An 18,564-nucleotide genomic window follows, 5' to 3' on the forward strand; every position below is an offset into this window, starting at 1 on the left:
ATTCACCAAGCAGCCTGAGCTATATTTAATTCACGGCCAGCGACAAAGCAACGGCCTACGCGCCGGGCGCCTTCCCGGCTCAATCCGCATCCTTTTTTGCCGGGCCAGCTTCCCGGTCTTTTTTGGAGCAGCACATGGACCTTTCTGAACAAACTCAGATTGCCGAAGCGGTCAAGCGGGTGCAGGGCCGGGAAATAACCGTACCGCTGAAGCATTTGTACCGCGACCCTCTTAATTAGGACTTACGCAAAAGAAACTTCATAATTAGGACTTACGCAAAAGAAACTTCATAATATATTTTGATCCTGTTTCTTGACTGGGTAAAATCGAAGCCCCATTCATGTGCGAGGACCTCTGTGAAGCCAACTCGTCGTGATTACTGTCAGTTCATCCTGTCCAGTCAGATCAATTACACGCAAACCTATTTTGCGGACCATCATCCGCACTTCTCTCATGACGCCATCAACCGCTACTTGCATGATGACAATGTGACTCCTGAGGAGTTGTGGAATAGCGTCAAAGACATTATCGAATATGACGATGACGCTTGCCTGATTTTCGATGACAGCGTTTTGGACAAGAACCACGCCCACAAGATCGATTTGGTGCGTCTGCAATACAGCGGCAACGCCCATCGGCTGATCAAAGGTATCGGCGTAGTCAACTGCCTGTACGTCAATTTGAGGACGGGGCGCTACTGGGTCATCGACTGGCGCATCTACGCACCCGACGAAGATCACAAGACCAAACTGGCGCACGCCAAAGAAATGTTCGACAACGCCATCCACGGCAAGAAACTGCGCTTTCGCACCGTACTGATGGACTCGTGGTACGCGACCAAGGAGTTGATGAAGCACATCCATGCCTCGGACAAGCTCTTCTACTGCCCGCTCAAGAGCAACCGCAAGGTCGATGACAGCGGCGGCGAAGAACCTTACAAGGCGGTGAGCGAATTGCAATGGACGTCAGAGCAAGCGGCGCACGGAAAATTGGTCAAGGTGCATGGATTCCCGGGAGACTTCAAGCTCAAGCTGTTTCGGGTTGCGGTTGAAAACAGCCGCACGGAATGGATTGTGACGAACGATTTCTCTCAGAATTCAACGGATGGCACCCGAGAGATGTGCGCCGTTCGTTGGAAAATTGAGCAGTACCACCGCGAAGTCAAGCAAACGCTGGGTATTGAGAAATGTCAGTGCCGATCGGCACGTGCGCAGAGGAATCATATTGGCTGCGCAATGCTGGTTTGGGTGTACTTGTCCGAGCTGGCTCGAGCGCTGAAGAAGAATATCTACAGTATCAAAAAGGAGATGCTATCGAGCTACATGAAGCAAGAGCTGAAAAACCCATCGGTACGGATGGCGCACGTCTGAAGTAGTGTGGAGAAGCGGGAATTCAGCGCTAGCTGAAGGCGCGTTGCGTAAGTCCTAGTATTGTAACATTCTAATTGGCATGGTTGATCTGCGTGGTGCAGTTTGCGAGACGCTGCAAGATGACGTGAGTGGTTATCAAGGCGCATGGCCAATCAGGTTCGACGGATTCAAGTATGGTCGCGTGGAATACTTGGGTTTATACGGACGCTACACAGATTCCAAGCCAAGAGACATCAACAGTTTCTGGAAAGACCATGAGGTTTTGCTGGAGCGAGAGGTTCCATTTCGACCACAACCATACATGCATATGGCAAAAATTTTGAGTCAGCATGGTTTTGAACGCCATGCGCGCAAGGTATTCGTGAGCATGCTTGACCGGGAATGCAAGGGTCTGCGCCCTACTTTTCTGCCTACCGCAAAAAAGGTTCGCACCACACCCTCGTTGCTTTTCAAGCACATGATTGTCGACTATCCTCTTGAACAGCTTGGTTATCGTGGACGGCAGGTGTTTGGGCTTTGCTTTGGATATGGGCTATTGCCGTCACGGGCCATTGTCACACTTTTTTCTTCGCTGATCATCGGTTGGTGCATGTTCGCGCTCATGGAAAACAGAGGCATGTTGGCGATCGCGCAGCAAGCGGTGGCGCAGGAACTTTCAATAGACGGCAAGAAGCTGGGTGTACTCAAGAAAGATGGCGTTAATGGACAATTTATAGAATCAGTGTACTGTGGTGCACAAATTCGCACATCCCTGTATGCTTTGGATGTTTTCATACCGTTGATCGATTTGCATGAAGAAGAAAAGTGCGAGATCGGAGAGGTTGATGGCGATTATCGGTGGCGAAGCGCATCTAATAAAGCTCTAGATTTTGAGGAAATGGCCTATCGCGTTTTCAAGGCTGTATATGCCATCGTAGGCGGCATATTTACGTCACTGGCACTATTGACTTTTTCGGGAATCATACGCAACCGCATGATTCATCAAGATTGAATTTTGAATAAGTCGTGAAATAATTTATCGGCTTTCCGACAAGATCACTTCATGCAGCGCCAGCAAGGCCAGCAGCAGCTTGTCGTTCCTCGGGACAGCGGCATGATCTGCAACGGACGCGAAGTACGCCGACCAATGGCTGGTCGGGTCGGCGCACTGCACGATGAAGTCGGCCAAGCGTTCCATGGTGTCTTCGAAGACAGGTGTCTCCTTTGCGGCCTGTGGCAAGTCGCGCAGGCCAGCCGAGAGGCAAGCGGCCTCGGATGCGAGCTCAGAGGTGTCGACGCCCGCAACTCTGCAGAGGTAGCTGTTGTTGATCACGTGGTTCTTGCGCAGCAGTTGCAGGCAGGGCCGGCCTAAAGTGCTGAGCAGTCCGAAAGTTGTTTGCCCCTCAACCACCGGAGGTAAACCGGCGCGCAACAGCGCGTCGTGAAAGAGGTCAAGCGGCACGGGACCCAGCAGAAACAGACGCACATCGCCGGCTTGCACATTGTCCAGAGCGCCAGCTAAAGGCATATTTAGGCCGGCCGCTGCAGCGTCGTGGCAGCGATGTACCACCATGCGCGCGCCAGGATGCGCAGCCGCTGCGCTTTGCACCTGCGCTCGCAGTGCTGCGTCGTCGTCGCTAATCCCTTCGGCCGGACTGAAGGAAACGATGACCACGGGGCGGTGCAGCGCGGTCTGGACCCGCTGTGCCAGGAGCATGCACAGCGCCAGAATTCGGCTTTCAGTGTCTCGAAAGTGCTGGAGTCCGTAGATTGGCCACAACAACGGTTGTGCGCTCGACGTGTCCACGGCCTTGATGATCCGGTGCAGGGCACTGGAGCGCTCGCGCAACGCGGGGTCGAAGGTCTGGATCTGCGCATACCAGTGCCACAGAGGCTCACCCAGGGCACGCCGAGGTGGCGCGCCGGTCAGCAGCTCGCGCAGTTGCGGCCAGGCGTCCGTCAGGTACATGTGACAGCCATCGGGTTGCTCGATGCGCGAGCTCTCATAGTACGGATCGGCCTTGCGCGACGCGTCGTCATCCCACAAGTACGGTTGCAGCCGCAGCATGAACCGTACGTTGAGCTGTACCGCCAAGTTGACCGCCATGTCATCAGCACCACCGCTAAAGCCAAACGCCACGGGCCGGCACAGCAAGGCGCGCTTGCGGATCTCGACGAAGCGGATGTCGTGGCACGAGGCATAGTGCCCCACCGTTTCCTCGATCCTCGACGGATCGAGGTGGTCGAACATCATCGCAAGCTTGGTGGCGGTGCGCTGCCAGCTGCTGTCGGCCGGTTCGGCGTACACGAACACCATGCGCCCCTCGAAACGAGTCAGGTCCACCAATCTGCGTGCCAGCAACACCGTGGACGCCTGATGGCCCAGGTTGAGAGTGGCATCTACGAAGAAGCGCCATTCATCTTGCTCGGCCAGAACGTCCAGCATTTCCTGGATGGCGGGCACGGGTGCCGCATTGAGTGGCAGCCGCCGCGCTGCCTCGGCGAAGCAGCGGGCAGCCAATTCCACGCGCCGGTTGCGATCGTGCATCGGTGTCAGCACAGCTGCATGAAGGCCGGATGGCGAAACAGCGACCCGGGAGGCCGGCGAGCCATCTCGATCATCGGGTCATCCCAGCCGGGCCTGCCTACGGCTAACTGGTCCTCGGGGGCCAGCCCTTCCTGTGGCCGTGCGGCGCAATAGGCACGGTCGCCGAAGAAGCGCAGTGAAATGGTGCGCCGCCGTGCGCCACCACAGGTGGGAGCACCGCCGTGCAGGACAGCGGGATGAAAGATCACGACGTCGCCCGGCACGATCGGCCAGCTCTCTATCGGCCAGACAAGGCGCTCGGCATCGACATCGGGCAAGGCAGGCCAGGTGCCCTCGCCGTACATCACCGCCTTGGGGTCGTCGGGGTCGAACGCGGTGGGGTTGTACAGGGGACCGCGGTGCGAGCCACGCACGAACTCGAGGGACCGTTCGCGCACCACCGGATCGAGGTTGATCCAGGCGGTGGCCAGGTGGTCACCTGCCAGCGGCACGTAGGGCAGGTCCTGGTGCCAGGGGGTGCGCAATGTGTCGCCGCCGTCCTTGAGCCAGATCTGCTCGTACAGCAGCCACAGGTGTCGGCTGTCCAGCAGCTCGGCCACCAGGGCGCTCAGCGGCGTATCGAACAGCAGCGGCCGGTATGCGCTGAGCGCCAGCGGGTTAGCGTGGTCCTGGTAGAACTCGCCGGTGCGCCCGGCCAGCACGTTGCTCGCGCCGGGGCCGGGATGGTGCAGCGACCAGGCGAACGCCTTTTCAGCCAGTGCCATCGCGGCTGCGTCCAGGGCCTGCGGCACGTACACCACGCCGTCGTCGCGGAACGCTGTACGCAGCGCACCCAACGCCTTAGCAGACTGGTGTGTCATGACGCGCACTCCAGGGCTGCGGGTGTCGCAGCAGCTGCCAAGCAGGACAGCCACGCGGGCGACAACAGTGCATCACTGCTGCCGGCCGCGTGCATCGCCAGAGCGCAGGCCGGACCGAGAAAGCCGATCCACAGGTCGGGCGTAACGATCGACGGGTCGTCCGAGCCCCAGAAGCAGTGAGGCTCGGTCCGCTGCTGCCGCTGCCGCTGGTGCAGCAGGCGCAGTGCCGTCGTGCACTTGCCGGCACGGGCTTGAGAAAGGTCTGACAGGCGAGGCAGGCCGCCGAGCATGCACCAGAGCTCGAGCTGCCCGGCAAGTCCGTGGCAGTAGGTCGCCGTGCCCACCGAAGGCGTCCCGGCCAGGCAGTCGACGGCCCAGTCGATCTCGGCACGAAGTGCCGCGTCATCTCCCAGTGCCTGCAGCAGCGCCCACAGGTAACCGGCCACGCCGTGGCACCACGTGCCCGGGGCGTGATGGCGCTCGTCATCGAGCCGTGAACGCAACGCCCGGCCGCGTGTCACCCGGCCGTGACGCGCGATGGCTGCGAAGGTTTCGCGTGCCAGTTCCAGGCCTTCGGGCTCGCCGCTCGCCCGGCTCCAGCACGCCAGCGCCAGGGCCACGCCTGCCGACCCGTGCGCGCAACCCAGGTACGAGACCTCCCGCGTCGTGCCATGCCGCCACACCGGGATGCCGCCATCGCACTGTGCACTGCCGAGCAGTCCGCGCGCGAGCGCGCGGGCATGTTCGAGCGGCCAGTCCAGGCCGGTGATGGCGTGCAGCAGGCAGCCCGCCCAGAGCACGCCGGCATCTCCCGAGAACAGGTCGATCTCGCGCCGGTCGCCGCAGGCCGCCTCGAAACGGGTGCGCGCGGCGCCCCGGGCTGCGGCGTGGTCCAGCCGCCTGCCGGCCATCGCCAGCGCAACGGCAACGCCGGCATTGCCCGTGAACAGGCCTGCAGCCGCTGCAGCAGCAGGCCGAGCAGCGAGCCAAGTTGCACCTGCACGCACCGGCTCCTCGAAGTCGTTGCGACTCAAGGCCTCGTCGAGCGTGGACAGGCCCAGCATGATGCCGGCGGCGCCGAGGTTGACCGCCTCGCACTCGAAGGCGCGCATGAAGTGCTCGTTGCGCCAGCCGCTGCTGGCCCCCGTCGTGGATGCGAACGAGGCGACGAACCGGCCGGCCTCGGCACCGGTGCGCCAGCACCAGCGCCGCGCGGAAGGATCGCTCGGTCGGCCCGGCGCCACGCCGGTCTGTGTCCAGGTGGGCGCATGCTGCTGAAGTGCCACCGCAGCCTGCGCTGCGCTCGGACGCTGGCCGGGGTCTGGATGCATCAACCATCGCACCATCCGAGCGGCGGTGTGGTTGCCCTCGTTGCGCAGCAGCGCGGCCAGGCAATCGCGGCCGCTTGGCAACAGCGCGGGCGGGATGCCCAGAATGGCCTGCGCCACACAACCGCCAAGCGCGTAGACGTCACGCGTGGTGGATGCCGGCCAGCCTTCACGTACCTCGGGTGCCAAGTGGCCTGGCGTGCCACCGCGGCGCGACGCTGCCCCCACGGGTGCGGCGAGCTCGAAATCGATGAGCCCGACGCCGTCACAGCGGCACACCGCGTTGTCGAGCTTGATATCGCCATGGACGATGCCTTGCGCGTGCAGCCGCGACAGCGCATGGGCCAGCAGCGGCAGGCAGGCGATGCACGCGCTGGCAGGCAGTTCGCTCAGGATCTCGCCCCGGAAGTCCTCGCTGACCAGCACGGGCCATCCGTCGCCGTGGTACTGCAGCGCACGGGGGGCCAGGCCGGGCTCGCATTCGAGGCGGCGCAGGAGCTTGAACTCGCGTGCGAGCAATGCGGCAATGTCCACGCCTCGGGCATCGCCGGCCACGCCCGGCCGACCCAGCTTGAGCACGACCGTATGCAGCGTGGCGAGGTCGGCGCCCAGGAATGTTCGGGCGCGCGGGGTGTCGGCTAGCTGTGCCAGCGCGACATACCGTCGTCCGCCAACCTCGACGCATTCGTCAAGCTGGATGGGTGGGTGTACGCCAGGGCAAGGCGTCACTGGAGGCGATGGTGCCTGCAGCGGCTGAGTGCCATCACAGGAACGTTCATCCGGTGCCAGGGTTCCGTCAGGCAGGGTCAGTGCAAAGGACAAGATGCCCGTGCTGCTGGCCAGCGTCGGTGCTTGGCCATACACGCCGTAGCGAAACGACACGGCCGAGCCCTGCCGCGGATGCAGGTCCGTCTGCACCCGTGGTCCGCGGCTGGCCGGCCATGCGAGATCCAGGCGCTCAACGGCCTCGCGCGCCTGTGCCTCGTTGCGCGGGTAGACGGTCAGTACCTTGCCGAGCTGCTGTGTGCCCGCGTCGCCCGAGTTGAGGAACACGACGTCCGCCAGGCGCCGTGGCAGCTTGAAGGCCACCAGCAACTCCTGTAGCAGCCCGGCTACCGCGCTCAGCAGTCGGGGGGCCTCCAACGCAGCAGCGCTGACATGGATCTTCCAACCCTGGGCCGGCAAGACATGGGTCTGAGGAAAGAACGAGCGCCAGGACAACGGTCCGTCCGACCAGTCCCTGACCGTCCAGTTACTGGCCACGCCGTCGCGCAACGCCTCGATGGCGGCGTCGTAGGCCGACGCAGCATCCATCGAAGCGGCAAGAAAGCGGCTGCCCTGAAAGTGCGCCTGTCAGCCGTGGCGGGTGGCAGCGCAGGTGTGCCAAGGGCACATGTGCGCCGCGCCGCCGTGGCTACTTTGATTCTTGTCCGCTGCGCGCGGTGCATCGACAGGCAGGCTTGCGACCAGTGCCGTGACCACGTGCTGCGTATCCAGCGCGGGGGCTGTGTGGGTCGAGCGCATCTCGTCAACCCGTGCCCGAACAGCATCCTTCAGCGTCATGTGCATGGTCCGCTCCTGTGGCGTCGTCGCAAGCGTTGCGCGGTGTCCATCGCACCGCATTGCTGGCCCCGGGGTTTTACCGCACACGCCTTCACGGTGACAAGCGCCGTGCCCACAGAGGATGCCGATTGATAATCCCGGCCACGCAACCAGAGGGGAGTGCCATGGCGCAGGCCGAGCCCGCCGCAGCGCGCGTGACATTGCCAATCCTCGACGAGGCCTTCAAGGCGAATCCTTATCCGTACTACGACGCCCTGCGTCGGAGCTGGGGGCCAGTGGTTCCGATACGGCTGCCCAGCGGCGTCGAAGCTTGGCTGGTAGTCGGGCATGACTGGGCGCGCGCACTGCTGGCCGATTCCAGGCTGTGCAAGCAGCCGCCGCGTCTGGGCGGCCAGGCAACACCGCCCGCCTACGCTCCGGCGCATCGCCTCTTTGAGCATCTGCTGATGCTTGATGCGCCCCGGCACACGCAGTTGCGCGCCGTGCTCGCCCGCTGCTTCACGCCTCGCCGCGTCGCCGCGCTGGGCCCGCACATCGAAGAGATCGCGGCCTGCCTGATCGAGCGCATTGCAAGCTGTAGCGGAGGCGACCTGATCGCCGATCTGGCGATGCCGCTGCCATACCAGGTGGTCTGTACGCTGCTTGGTGTGCCCGCACACGAACGCCCGCAACTGCAGGCTTGGCTCGAGGCGCTGACGATGGCCGACTTCGACGAGCCGGCGCGCACCGTGGCGATCGCACAGGACTTCGACGACTACTTCTGCGCGCTCGCCCAGCGCAAGCGTGCGGGCGACGACGACGACCTGTATGCCGACCTGGTGCGCGCATGCGCACGCGGCGAGTGTGCCGAGGATGCGCTGCCCGCACTGGGCTTCCTGCTGCTTGCCGCGGGCCACGAAACCACCGCGAACCTCATCGGCAACGGAATGCACGCCCTGCTCGCCAACGACGCCTGGCCCCGCGCCTGTGCTGACCCAGCATCGGCCACGCGCACCATCGAGGAGCTGTTGCGCCTGGACGGCGCGCTCGAAACGGCCACCGCCCGCTATGCGGGCGAAGCGATCGACATCGCCGGCGTCACCATCCGTGCAGGCGAGACGGTGTTCATCGGGCTGGCCGCAGCCAATCGCGACCCGGCACGGTTCGAGCGCGCCGACCAGTTCGACGGCACCCGTGCACAGGCTTCGGCGCACCTGGCGTTCGGGCGCGGCATCCACAGCTGCATCGGCGCGGGTCTGGCGCGGCTCGAGGCCCTCGTGGTCTTCGTCGCCCTGGCACGCCAGCTCCCCGGCCTGCGGCTGGCGCAGGCGCCAGCCGCGTTGCGCTGGAAGCCGGGACTGATCACGCGGGGGCTGCAGGCGCTGCCGGTGCGATGCTAGTCGGCTCGCGCGCGCGCGAGCCGCAGCAGGGCCACGGTCGCCAGCGGCAGCGCCAGGGTCAGCGCCGTGGCGGTGATGTGCAGCGCACCGAGCTGCGTGTAGTCGGCAGCGATCGTGACGGCGCCGCTGGCCGGGTCACGGACCTCGCGCGTGACGACGAAGATTTCGTTGAGGCCCTGCGAGAGCAGCCGCGACAGCAGCAAGCCCAGGTTGGCGAACGACACCAGCACTGCAAAGTAGGTGGCCTTCAGGCGCTCGGGCGCAGTGCGTGCGATCCACGCCAGCATCGGCACCATGGCCACTTCTGTGAACAGGCCCAGCAGGGTTGTGTCGGCAACGACAATCCAGCGCCCGTCGACCACACCGCGCGTGTGCGCCGAGAGCCAGTCGTGCAGCCCGTAGTACATGCCGATCGTCGGCAGCGAGACGAGCGTCCACACCAGCGCCAGCGCAACGACGGTATGCGTGAGCGAATGGCGGGCCATCCAGCGCCGCAACAGCAGCAGCCCCGCCAGCGCCATCACGCTGCCGAGCACGCCCAGCCGCGACAGGAAAGCCGGGCCGACACCCAGGCGATCGATGATCCACCACGACGGGCCCGGCCCCGGATCGGGCGCGGCGCGGAACATGAAGACGACGAGTGCCGTGCCCACCAGGGTGCGGCGCACCTGCGGCTCCAGCGCGACGACAAGCCGCCGCATCAGCAGCGCGACGACCACCAGTGACGCCACGAACACCAGCACTTCAGCAGCAGGTGTGCGAGTCAGGCCCAACGTCGCGGCCAGCAGTGCGAACGCCAGCCCGCCGCCCAGCAAGGCCCGATCCGCCGGCGGCGGCATCGCTGTGGCCGGAGTGCGGTTCCGTAGCAACCCCTCCAGTACCAACCCACTTATCGACAAGACCGGGATGAGCAGCGCCAGCAGGTGTAGCTGCATGTAAATGTCGAGCCAGCGTTGTGGCGGAAGTTGGTCCGCATCCGAGAAGAAGGCCACGTTGACCACGCCGACCACCAACGCGCCGAGGATCAATGCCGAACGGCCCAGAGCCTGCATCGTCGTGTGCAGCGAGCGCAGCTCACGCTCGTCCAGCGGGCGGCCAAGCCGGTCCGCACGTGGCACCGCCGCCACCGTCATCGCATCGGCGACCACGTCCTGCAGCACGTAACCCAGGCTCAGGCTCAACACCGACAGCGCGTACCAGGCCTGCACGGGCAACCGCGCCTGCATGGACGCCCGGTTGTGAAGCAGCCCGATCATCGCCAGCAGTCCCAGGGCAATCAATACCGCCCCGGTCACCAGCAAGGCGCCACGGTGTCGCCAGCCAAGGTCGACCAGATGGCCCAGGGGCATCTTCAGGGTCCAGGGCAGCGTGGCCCAGAAGCCAAGTGCCGCCACCGCCTCGGCCGTCATGCCCAGGTGGTTCTTGAGGTAGAACGTGCCGGCGATGCCGGTGAGGCCCGCGCACCCCCCGGCAAAGTAGACCAGCAGCGGCGGAACGAAGGACCAGCGCATCAGGCAGGAACGCCGCCACCGACGATCACGCAGCCGTGCATTACCCGCCGCTCACGGCTGATGTCGTACGGCGTCACGCGATGCATGGTCCAGCGGTTGTCCCAGATCACCATGTCATTGGGTCGCCAGCGGTGGCAATAGCAGAAGCGTTCCTGCGTGGACCAGGCAGTGAGCTCCGCGATTAATCCCTGGCTGGCTTCGTGGCTCATGCCAAGGATGCATTCCATGTACGGCGGACTCAGGAAGAGGGAGCGTCGCCCATCGGCGTGCCGGCGCACCAGCGGGTGATCCACAGCGGGCAGAGCCGCTGCCTCGTCTGCGCTCAAGGCCGGCAAGCCGCGCTGCCTAACCATGTACGCAAAGCTATGTCGGGCCACCAGCGCATCTACCTGGCTCCGGGTAGCCGCAGGCAGCTCGGCATAGGCTGCAGCCATGTCCACGAAAATGGTGTCCCCGCCGTCGCCTGCAGCCTCGACAGCACGCAGCACGACCCCACGGGTGGGAAGGCGGCGATAGCATGCGTCGACATGCCACAGCCAATTGAGCATGAGCAGTCGCGCAGTCAAGCTGTCCGGGACGATGGACCGGCCAGCATCATCGACATTGACCGAGCGATACACCTGTGGTGGCAGTCCGCCATCTTCGCCAGCCGGACGGAAAACGCACAGGTGGCCAAACCGCCTTGCAAAGCGGGCCTGGCTCCAGTCGTCAATGTCGGCGCCAGGAAATACGAGCACTCCATGCCGCGCCCAGGCCTGGCGCAGCGTGCGCGCATCGCAGAGTGACAGCGGCAAGGTCCAGTCAAGACCATGAATCTCTGCGCCGAACCTGCTGCGAAGCAGCAGGGGACGCAACTGAAGCTTAGACAAGTTTGAACTGTGACTGGACATGTTTGGCCCTCTCAGCCAGTTCGTCTTATTTTCGACCTGCGGACAGCGTGCCGGCAGCGGCACCTGTGCAGCTCTCGCGCCGCTCCAGCGCTGCCGTGCTCAATTGAGGTGCCGCAGTGTCCCCACGTTGTTGTTCTAGCATTGCGGCCCCAGATTGTTCGACCAACCAGGCAGGCAGCTTTTGAACAAGTCGAATTGCGGCCCAGTCATCGTCACGCCCAGCCACAGCCGGCGAGCCCTCGTCATGCGCACCCCATCAGGCAGGAGTTCGCTGTGAGCTTGCCGCAGCCGACCCCTCTACAGATCCAGCAAGCACGCCTCAATGCCGAGCTTACGCACCGTAAAGCGGCCGAGATCGCGGGCCTGAGCGACGCACAGGCGTGGAGCAAGTACGAGAACCCGGACAGTGGCAAGACCATCCCGGTATGGCGGTGGGAGTGGTTCCTGGTCCAGACCGGTCAACACCCGACGATGCACTTGGCGGAAGGCCCTGGGCCGTTGGCGCACAAGCTGAACATCGCGGGCTGAGGTCTTCGCAAACGCCCTCAGTGGGTTTCACGGCGTGAAGTAGTGTTCCCATGGCGTCCGCTGAATTTCCGATCCCGCAGCCTCCGGTGACGGTGACGCTGCAGATCCCCGCTGAGTAGCGCGCTGAGTTCGAGTAGCTGCTGCAGGACTTCACTTCCGGCAGGACGCATGCACTGGCGCCGGCGTTCGACTTCGACGCGCACTACAGCCCGCGTCTCATCGCTCGACACCCTCGCTCCCTCGTTTCGGCTGCATCTGTTGCAAAGCCAAGCGTTGCGCGAAACGCTGCTGCTCCTGCCGCACGCCCACACGCACGATGTCAGAAACGCCTTCCTGGTCCAGCACCGAAGCCAGCCTTCCCCACTCCTGACCGATGCGGGCCAGCTCTGCCGCGGGCAATGGCTGCCCTCGCAACCTCTGAAGCGCAGCCGCAGGCGCTTGGCTTGATTTGTCCGATGCGTAAAGCTCGGCCCCTTGCCGGTCCACCAGCCGCACCAGGTGCACCAACGGCGTGATGGCCGCCAGGGTGTGCGGCATCTGCGCCAGCGCGTCATCGTGATACCTGGGCAGCGTAAAGCGGGGCAGCGAGTTCTTGTTGTTCAACGCGTCTGCGTACCGGTTGTAGATCGCCTGCCTGCTGAGCTCGGGATCTACCACCAGCACCCGCATTTCAATCTGGAAGCCGCGGGCGGCGAAGGTATTTACGGTTTGCGCCACGACGGGCGGCTGGCGCATGGTGGTCTCGATGACCGTGTGAAAGCTATTCTCGGCCGCCTCACGGATGCCCTTCTCGACCCACCAGCCCACATCGGCGCCGGTCTTGTCCGCGGCCGTTGCGGCATCGGCCACGACGAGCTGGTCGTACAGAGGGTGAAAGTTGCGCAGCTCGTCGCCATTGATGAAGGCCACGCCCTCGCCGACGGCGGCGATCTCGCGGCGCGCCTGGAGAATGTTGCGAGTCTTTCCCGCTCCAGGCTGGCCGCCCACGATCACGAGGCGGGGCTGGCTGCTGCTGCGCGCGGTTTTGAACAAGGCGCGCCGGACATAGCGCTCATAAACCGCTTCCAGCGTCGCGTCATCTACAAGCCGCATGGACACGAACCGGATCAGCCGGTGGCGCGGGCTGATTCCTCAACGCGCTGCAGCTTCCTTTTGAGTATTTCCGCGTAGCTGTCGAATTCCGCTGTCAGCGCTTCGACCTGCCCGCGATTATCTGGGTCGAACTGGAAACGCTTGTCCAGGACGATGTCGAGTGCCTTGAGGCATTCGGCCCGGTTCTCCGGGGAAGGCTCTGCATCCGCCAACCGACCCAGCCGAGCAGCCACGAGGCCCATGAGTTCCAGCAGCAGTTCAACCTTGATTTCGAGCGGACAGGTGGGCTGGGAATCCATGGCGTGCTCCTTGATCGCAGCATTGTCGTCTTGTAGCGGCGGTATGTTCCAACTCGGGGGGATGGATGAACGCCCCTCCCCGGCGAGCCATGGCCGGGTTTCGCTTTCCTCGATACCGAAACCACGGGTCTGAACCCGGCGCACGGCGAGCTGCTTGAGATCGCCGCTGGTGGATCTCGCTGGCACGGTGCTGCTTGACTTGCTGGTTCGGCCCGTGCGGGCGGAGGACTGGCCCGAGGCGCAGGCCATCCACGGCATCACGCCGGCGGGTGTGGCCAACGCTCCAACCTTCGGTGAGCTGTGCCCTCGCCTGGCCGCCTCCTTTGCCGGGTGCGAAGTATTGGCGTACAACGCACCTTTCGATGCCAGCTTTGTCGGCGCTGAGCGGCGCGGTGTGTCTGGCAAGTGCCGCTTGGTGCCCGGGTTTACGGCACGCAAGGACTTGCCCATGCCGTTGTGCTCCGGCCCGGAACGTGGCGCCATTGTTGCCCGCCTGTCCATGACGGTGGCCGGCTCGCGGTCAGCGCAATTGCCGAGGCCACAAGGGAAAGCCCTGTTGGCGCGCACCTTGTGCCTGCCATACCGGTCTGCGGCTTGGTGGGGTTTCATAGGCGTGCATCACGATGAGAAGACTGCGGTTGTCGAAAGCGGGACTCCTGTGGCCGCTGGGGTTGCTGCTCACTGGCCTGGTGGCTGCTGCCTGGGCTGGCAGATGGCAGGCGCAGCGCAACGAGGCACTGCAGCACGAGCGCTTCCAGGCGTTGGCCCAGCAGACGGCGGCGCAACTGCTCAAGCGGATCTCGATATACGAGTACGCCGTGCGCGGCGTGCGCGGGGCCGTGATGGCCGCCGGCGTCGATGCGCTCACCCGCGAGGGCTTGCGCCAGTACGCGGAGTCGCGCGACATGCAGCGCGAATTCCCGGGCATGCGCAACTTCGGCTTCGTGCGCCGCGTGCCGGCGCGGCAGGAAGCGGCGTTCCTGCAAGCCGTTCGGCTTGACGGTGCGCCTGAGTTCCAGATCCGCCAATTTGCGGCACACGGCGGCGACCGGTTCGTTGTCCAGTACATCGAGCCCCCACTGGACGGCGTCGCCAGCGCGCAGGGCGTGGACTTGGCGTCCGAGCCGCGGCGGCGCGAGGCGGCGCTGGCGGCGATGCTCAGCGGCGAGTCGCGGATCACGGCGCCGCTGACCCTGGTGCAGTTGCCCTCCGAGCATGATCGCTCCTTCCTGCTGCTGCTGGCGGTCTACCGCACCGGCAAGACGCCCGAGCCTGCGCAGCGCGATGCGCAGACGGTGGGCTGGGCAACCGTGCCGCTGGTGATGCAGCAGATGCTCGAAGCCTTCGACAAGGAGAACACGGCCTTCGCCATGAAGCTGTCGGATGCCTCGGGGTCCGGCACGCCCGAGCGCTTCTACGCCTCCACCGAATGGCAGGAGTCCGCGGCAGGCGCGCTGGCGCAGCGCGTGACGCTGCCGGTGTACGGCCGCACCTGGCTGCTGCAGATGCAGCCATTGCCGCCCTTTACCGAGTCCTTGCGCCTGCGCCAGCCCGGCGAGGTGGCGCTGACGGTGGGCACGCTGTCGCTGCTGCTGGCATTGCTGTTGTACGGCAGCCAGCAGCTCGCGCGCAGCCGGCGCGTCGTGCGGCAGGAGCGCGCCAGTCGCGCCGCCGTGGTGGACAGCGCCCACGATGCCATCGTCATCCACACGCTGCACGGCGAGATCACGGGCTGGAACGCCGCCGCCGAGCGGCTGCTGGGCTGGTCAGCGCGCGAGGTGATGGGGCGTCGCCTGAGCGAGCTCACCGTGCCGCTGGAGCAGCGTCATACGGTGCAGCGGATGCTGGAGGAGGTGCAGCGCAACCAGGCCGTGCCGCCGGTGGAGACGGTATGCCTGGACCGCCAGGGCGCAAGGCTGGAAGTGGCCGTGTCGATGGCGCCCCTGCACGCCGGTAACGGCCTCGTCGCGGGAGCTGCCACCACGCTGCGCGACATCCGGGCCCAACGCGCGGGGCAGGCGCGCATCCTGGAGCTCAACGCCACGCTGGAGCGCCAGGTGCTCGAGCGCAGGCTGGAGCTGAGCATGGTGCTGGAGCGGGCAGCCACCGCCATCATCGCCACCGACCTCTCGGGCCGCATCACGGTGTTCAATCCGGCCGCCGAGGCCATGCTGCGCATCCCGGCCCGCGAGGCCATCGGCCGGCTGGAGACGGATTTCCGGGACCACGAGGAGATGCGCGCGCGGCTTCACGCTTACCCGCGCGAGGTGCTGGAGAACGCTGGCGAGCTGCCCGAATGGCTGGCGCTGGCGGCGCACCAAGCACTGGCGTCGATGCCCGGGGACACCATGGGCAGCCAGCGCAGCGAGTGGACCTACGTGCGCGCCGACGGCTCGCGCGTGCCGGGCTTGGCCAGCGTCAGCCTGCTGCGCGGCGCGCAGGGCCGGCCCACGGGGTTCCTGGCCGTCATCACCGACCTCACCGAGCGCAAGGCGCTCGAAGAGCGGCTGCGCGAGCGCACCCGCCAGGCCGAGAGCGCCAACGCGGCCAAGAGCGCGTTCCTTGCCCACATGAGCCACGAGATCCGCACGCCGCTCAACGCCATCATCGGGATGGGCTACCTGCTGCGGCAGACACAGCTCACCGAGCGTCAGCAGCTGTTCGCCACCCACATCAACACCGCGGGCGAACAGCTGCTGTGCCTGGTCAACGACGTGCTGGATCTCTCCAAGATCGAGGCCGGCGAAATGCGGCTGGAGGCCGTGCCGTTCGGCCTTCCAGATCTGCTGGAGCAGTCACGCTCCATGGTGGAGGTGGCGGCCGCGCAGAAGAACCTGCCGTTGCTCGTGGAGTCAGCCCCCGGTATGCCGCGGCGCCTGGTCGGCGACCCGACGCGCCTGAAGCAGATCCTGGTGAACCTGCTGGGCAACGCCGTGAAGTTCACCGAGGCAGGCCGCGTGACGCTGCGGGTGGCCCAGCTGGCGCGGCTTGAAGGTGCCGCCGAGCAGCCATGGCCCCTGGTCACGGTCCGCTTCGAGGTCATTGACACGGGCATCGGCATCCCGCTTGAGAAGCAGGCAGCGATCTTCGAGCCCTTCACGCAGGCTGACGACTCCACCACGCGGCGCTTCGGCGGCACGGGGCTGGGCCTGTCTATCGTGCGCCGGCTGGTGGGGCTCATGGGCGGGCAGCTGGAGCTGCAAAGCCAGCCCGGCCAGGGCAGCACGTTCAGCGTGACGCTGACGATGCAGTTGCCACAGCCCTGAGCCGCCCGGCATCGTCGACGCTCGCTCTGTGCTGCAGCTTGTCCTGGACGAACCCGCCTGTCAGGATGGCCATGCCCTTACCCCAGGTGCGATAGCAAACGCACACCACCGGATACATCAGGGCATGCCCCGGGCCGCCAGAATCGAGATGCGAGTAGTTCTTATCTCTCGCGGGGCGGCAGCTCCCTTTCCCCTACCCCTCTTTCCGCCCCTTTTCCCGTGCCCGCTACGTGCGGGCACCTTTTTTTCTGCTATCTGCTGCTGGCGCCGGTCACGAAGTGCGTGTTTTCGACGTTGCCGCTGCACTTTCTGGCGGTGATGCGGCACTTATCGACGGTAGTACGCATTGATCTTCTCAATCCTGGTTCGATAAGGCAGGAACGCGAATCGGCAACCGGTCAGCACTGGGCCTCTTGTCCCAGGGAATTCCCTGGGGCATAACTACGGGCTTGGCTGTAGTTGGAAGATCTATTGTTGTCTCCCACTTTGATTTGCATTTCACCGGCCGGTTTATCCCGCAGTGCCTCACCGGCCAGCGCGTGACTGCGGTGAGGCAATGAGGGACGGCGCATGAGGTTCACGCCAGGGATGACGCTGTGGAACGTGCGCCGGGGCTGTGCTGACGCTCAGGCTCCCCCAAGATGACGGCCAAGGCTGCGGCACGCCGTGCCGGGCGTTTAGCCTGGGCGCTTGGTCATTGACGTGAGGAGGGCCCGCGGGGATTGCAGCCCCGCGGGTCCGATGCCGGTGCAGCTTCGGTTCGATACGGGGCTTGCCGGCGCCGAGTACGTTACCCGAGAGCTCTGGCGTCGGGCAATCCTTCCACGCTGTCCGCTTCACCCGCGCGGAGGCTGCGGTCTGGCCCGGCACGGCAGCTATGAGCGCAAGCGCCCGGCAGGCACCCGCGTTGCGCGTTGGTACTGCCCGCAGGGTCACCGCACCTTCAGCCTGCTGCCCGATCACCTGGCGGCCCGCTTCCCCGGCACGCTGGCCGAGATTGAGCAGGTGGCTGCCGCTGCCGAGACAGCCTCCAGCCTCGAGGCCTGTGCCCACGAGTTGCGCCCCGAGCCGATCGGGCTGCCCGGCGCGCTGCGCTGGGTGCGCCGGCGGCTTGCCGTGGTGCGCGCACTGCTGCCGCTGGCCGTGACGCTGCTGCCGGCACTGCTGCAGGGCTGCGCGGCGACGGTGGCCGCCGTGCGCGCGCGCTTGCAGGTGCCTACGGCACTGGAGCGACTGCGCGTGCTGCTGGCGCGCGAGCTGCACGCGCTGGCCTCTCCGGTCGGATTGCGTCACCGCCGCCGCGGTGGCGGTGACGTCCACGGTGGCCTCCAACAACACATGGGGCCTGACCCGCCGCCTACGGCTGCCTAGGGTCGGGACTCTTCCACCAGGAGGAGCATCCATGACCGACCCTGCACAAGCGCAGGCGATTGCCCTGTTCCGCTATGTTGGCGGCGGTCTAAAAGCGCGTTTATCCGGCGGTGACGACGCGCTTTTCGGCGGTGTCGACGCGCTTTTGAGGCGGCCAGCCGCGTGCGGATCTGGCCCCGGCTGTGCGCGGGGGCTCGTTGGCGGTAGGAGGCGTCCGTGGCCTTGGACGATGTGCGGCCCCGGAGGCGGCCGTACTGACGCGGGCCAGGGCTATGTCGGAGTGGCGGAGTCGCGCAATGCGCCCAGCCGGGCGTTGATTGCGCCGAGTTCAGCGAGGTGGTGCTCCTGACGCGCTGTCAGCTGCAGTCGCTCGGTGTCGCCATCGGTGAACACGCGGTTCTCAAGCGCCTGCTCGATGGCCAGCAGTTCCTGCTCCAGCCGGGTGCAGTCGGCCTGCAAGTGAGCGCGATCGTCCGTGTCCATGCACGGCAGTCTGGCCGCAGGCGCGGCGCCAGGGGGACCGGGCAAGGCTCTTTGCGAAGGCCAGGATCGCTGTACAGGGCGCCCCAGGACCTGGCCG

General features: G+C 65.2%; 15 protein-coding genes. 6 read left to right on the forward strand and 9 right to left on the reverse strand.

The features are described 5' to 3' along the window. The first annotated feature begins 356 nt into the window (after positions 1-356). Positions 357-1,370, forward strand: coding sequence for an IS701 family transposase (locus H537_RS0105305; RefSeq protein WP_028997063.1), 1,014 nt, complete (start codon positions 357-359; stop codon positions 1,368-1,370). A gap of 79 nt (positions 1,371-1,449) precedes the next feature. After that, a complete protein-coding gene (locus tag H537_RS52370) occupies positions 1,450-2,361 on the forward strand; it encodes a hypothetical protein (RefSeq protein ID WP_156901421.1) in 912 nt (303 codons plus the stop codon). A 24-nt stretch (positions 2,362-2,385) separates the two neighbouring features. Here the strand turns inward: H537_RS52370 and H537_RS0105310 are convergent, their stop codons facing one another. The 4 genes from H537_RS0105310 to H537_RS52375 all read right to left on the reverse strand — a co-directional run bounded on the left by H537_RS0105310 (position 2,386) and on the right by H537_RS52375 (position 7,654). After that, entirely contained in the window at positions 2,386-3,897 is a 1,512-nt protein-coding gene (locus tag H537_RS0105310; protein ID WP_156901423.1) for a hypothetical protein, read from the reverse strand. 5 nt (positions 3,898-3,902) lie between these two features. Then, a complete protein-coding gene (locus H537_RS0105315; protein ID WP_043458235.1) occupies positions 3,903-4,757 on the reverse strand; it encodes a phytanoyl-CoA dioxygenase family protein in 855 nt (284 codons plus the stop codon). Next, positions 4,754-7,360 carry a class III lanthionine synthetase LanKC N-terminal domain-containing protein gene (locus tag H537_RS0105320; protein ID WP_211234966.1) on the reverse strand — a complete coding sequence of 869 codons (2,607 nt, stop codon included), beginning with the start codon at positions 7,358-7,360 and terminating at the stop codon, positions 4,754-4,756. The genes H537_RS0105315 and H537_RS0105320 overlap by 4 nt, the downstream gene beginning before the upstream one ends. 78 nt (positions 7,361-7,438) lie before the next feature. Continuing rightward, positions 7,439-7,654 carry a hypothetical protein gene (locus H537_RS52375; protein WP_156901425.1) on the reverse strand — a complete coding sequence of 72 codons (216 nt, stop codon included), beginning with the start codon at positions 7,652-7,654 and terminating at the stop codon, positions 7,439-7,441. Between the two features lie 158 nt (positions 7,655-7,812). Between H537_RS52375 and H537_RS0105325 the strand changes: the two genes are divergently transcribed. Continuing rightward, on the forward strand, positions 7,813-9,027 hold the full coding sequence (locus tag H537_RS0105325; RefSeq protein WP_028997067.1) for a cytochrome P450 family protein: 1,215 nt from the start codon (positions 7,813-7,815) through the stop codon (positions 9,025-9,027). Here the strand turns inward: H537_RS0105325 and H537_RS0105330 are convergent. Both H537_RS0105330 and H537_RS50675 read right to left on the reverse strand, forming a co-directional pair. Then, positions 9,024-10,538, reverse strand: coding sequence for an MFS transporter (locus H537_RS0105330; RefSeq protein ID WP_051241957.1), 1,515 nt, complete (start codon positions 10,536-10,538; stop codon positions 9,024-9,026). The two genes, H537_RS0105325 and H537_RS0105330, sit on opposite strands and share 4 nt — an antisense overlap. After that, a complete protein-coding gene (locus H537_RS50675) occupies positions 10,538-11,428 on the reverse strand; it encodes a TauD/TfdA dioxygenase family protein (protein ID WP_084150452.1) in 891 nt (296 codons plus the stop codon). Before H537_RS50675 ends, H537_RS0105330 begins: the two co-directional genes overlap by 1 nt. 273 nt (positions 11,429-11,701) lie before the next feature. On the opposite strand from H537_RS50675, the gene H537_RS41345 reads away from it, so the two are divergent. Further along, a complete protein-coding gene (locus H537_RS41345; protein WP_051241962.1) occupies positions 11,702-11,956 on the forward strand; it encodes a helix-turn-helix domain-containing protein in 255 nt (84 codons plus the stop codon). 216 nt (positions 11,957-12,172) lie between these two features. Here H537_RS41345 and H537_RS48885 read toward each other — a convergent pair whose 3' ends face one another. Continuing rightward, positions 12,173-13,048 (reverse strand): zeta toxin family protein, encoded by an 876-nt coding sequence (locus H537_RS48885; protein WP_051241965.1) that lies wholly within the window; start codon positions 13,046-13,048, stop codon positions 12,173-12,175. A gap of 14 nt (positions 13,049-13,062) precedes the next feature. Then, positions 13,063-13,797: a hypothetical protein gene (locus H537_RS52380; RefSeq protein WP_156901427.1), complete on the reverse strand. Its 735-nt coding sequence runs from the start codon at positions 13,795-13,797 to the stop codon at positions 13,063-13,065. 188 nt (positions 13,798-13,985) lie between these two features. Between H537_RS52380 and H537_RS41360 the strand changes: the two genes are divergently transcribed. Beyond that, on the forward strand, positions 13,986-16,613 hold the full coding sequence (locus H537_RS41360; protein WP_051241967.1) for a CHASE domain-containing hybrid sensor histidine kinase/response regulator: 2,628 nt from the start codon (positions 13,986-13,988) through the stop codon (positions 16,611-16,613). Positions 16,614-17,354: 741 nt separating this feature from the next. Continuing rightward, the gene (locus tag H537_RS41365; RefSeq protein ID WP_043458238.1) at positions 17,355-17,984 is read left to right on the forward strand and encodes a hypothetical protein; all 630 of its coding nucleotides are present in this window, start codon (positions 17,355-17,357) and stop codon (positions 17,982-17,984) included. Positions 17,985-18,254: 270 nt separating this feature from the next. Here the strand turns inward: H537_RS41365 and H537_RS0105365 are convergent, their stop codons facing one another. Beyond that, positions 18,255-18,467: a hypothetical protein gene (locus H537_RS0105365; protein ID WP_028997070.1), complete on the reverse strand. Its 213-nt coding sequence runs from the start codon at positions 18,465-18,467 to the stop codon at positions 18,255-18,257. Positions 18,468-18,564: the final 97 nt, after the last annotated feature.

The sequence above is a fragment of the Azohydromonas australica DSM 1124 genome (assembly GCF_000430725.1).
Classification (GTDB): Bacteria; Pseudomonadota; Gammaproteobacteria; order Burkholderiales; family Burkholderiaceae_C; genus Azohydromonas; species Azohydromonas australica.

What these genes read in the sequence shown, in the direction of transcription:
- H537_RS52370 (WP_156901421.1), top strand. Translation starts at nt 1,450, where the DNA reads ATGGTTGATCTGCGTGGTGCAGTTTGCGAGACGCTGCAAGATGACGTG.
- H537_RS0105310 (WP_156901423.1), bottom strand. Translation starts at nt 3,897, where the DNA reads ATGCACGATCGCAACCGGCGCGTGGAATTGGCTGCCCGCTGCTTCGCC.
- H537_RS0105315 (WP_043458235.1), bottom strand. Translation starts at nt 4,757, where the DNA reads ATGACACACCAGTCTGCTAAGGCGTTGGGTGCGCTGCGTACAGCGTTC.
- H537_RS52375 (WP_156901425.1), bottom strand. Translation starts at nt 7,654, where the DNA reads ATGCACATGACGCTGAAGGATGCTGTTCGGGCACGGGTTGACGAGATG.
- H537_RS0105325 (WP_028997067.1), top strand. Translation starts at nt 7,813, where the DNA reads ATGGCGCAGGCCGAGCCCGCCGCAGCGCGCGTGACATTGCCAATCCTC.
- H537_RS0105330 (WP_051241957.1), bottom strand. Translation starts at nt 10,538, where the DNA reads ATGCGCTGGTCCTTCGTTCCGCCGCTGCTGGTCTACTTTGCCGGGGGG.
- H537_RS50675 (WP_084150452.1), bottom strand. Translation starts at nt 11,428, where the DNA reads ATGTCCAGTCACAGTTCAAACTTGTCTAAGCTTCAGTTGCGTCCCCTG.
- H537_RS48885 (WP_051241965.1), bottom strand. Translation starts at nt 13,048, where the DNA reads ATGCGGCTTGTAGATGACGCGACGCTGGAAGCGGTTTATGAGCGCTAT.
- H537_RS52380 (WP_156901427.1), bottom strand. Translation starts at nt 13,797, where the DNA reads ATGGGCAAGTCCTTGCGTGCCGTAAACCCGGGCACCAAGCGGCACTTG.
- H537_RS41365 (WP_043458238.1), top strand. Translation starts at nt 17,355, where the DNA reads ATGCCGGTGCAGCTTCGGTTCGATACGGGGCTTGCCGGCGCCGAGTAC.
- H537_RS0105365 (WP_028997070.1), bottom strand. Translation starts at nt 18,467, where the DNA reads ATGGACACGGACGATCGCGCTCACTTGCAGGCCGACTGCACCCGGCTG.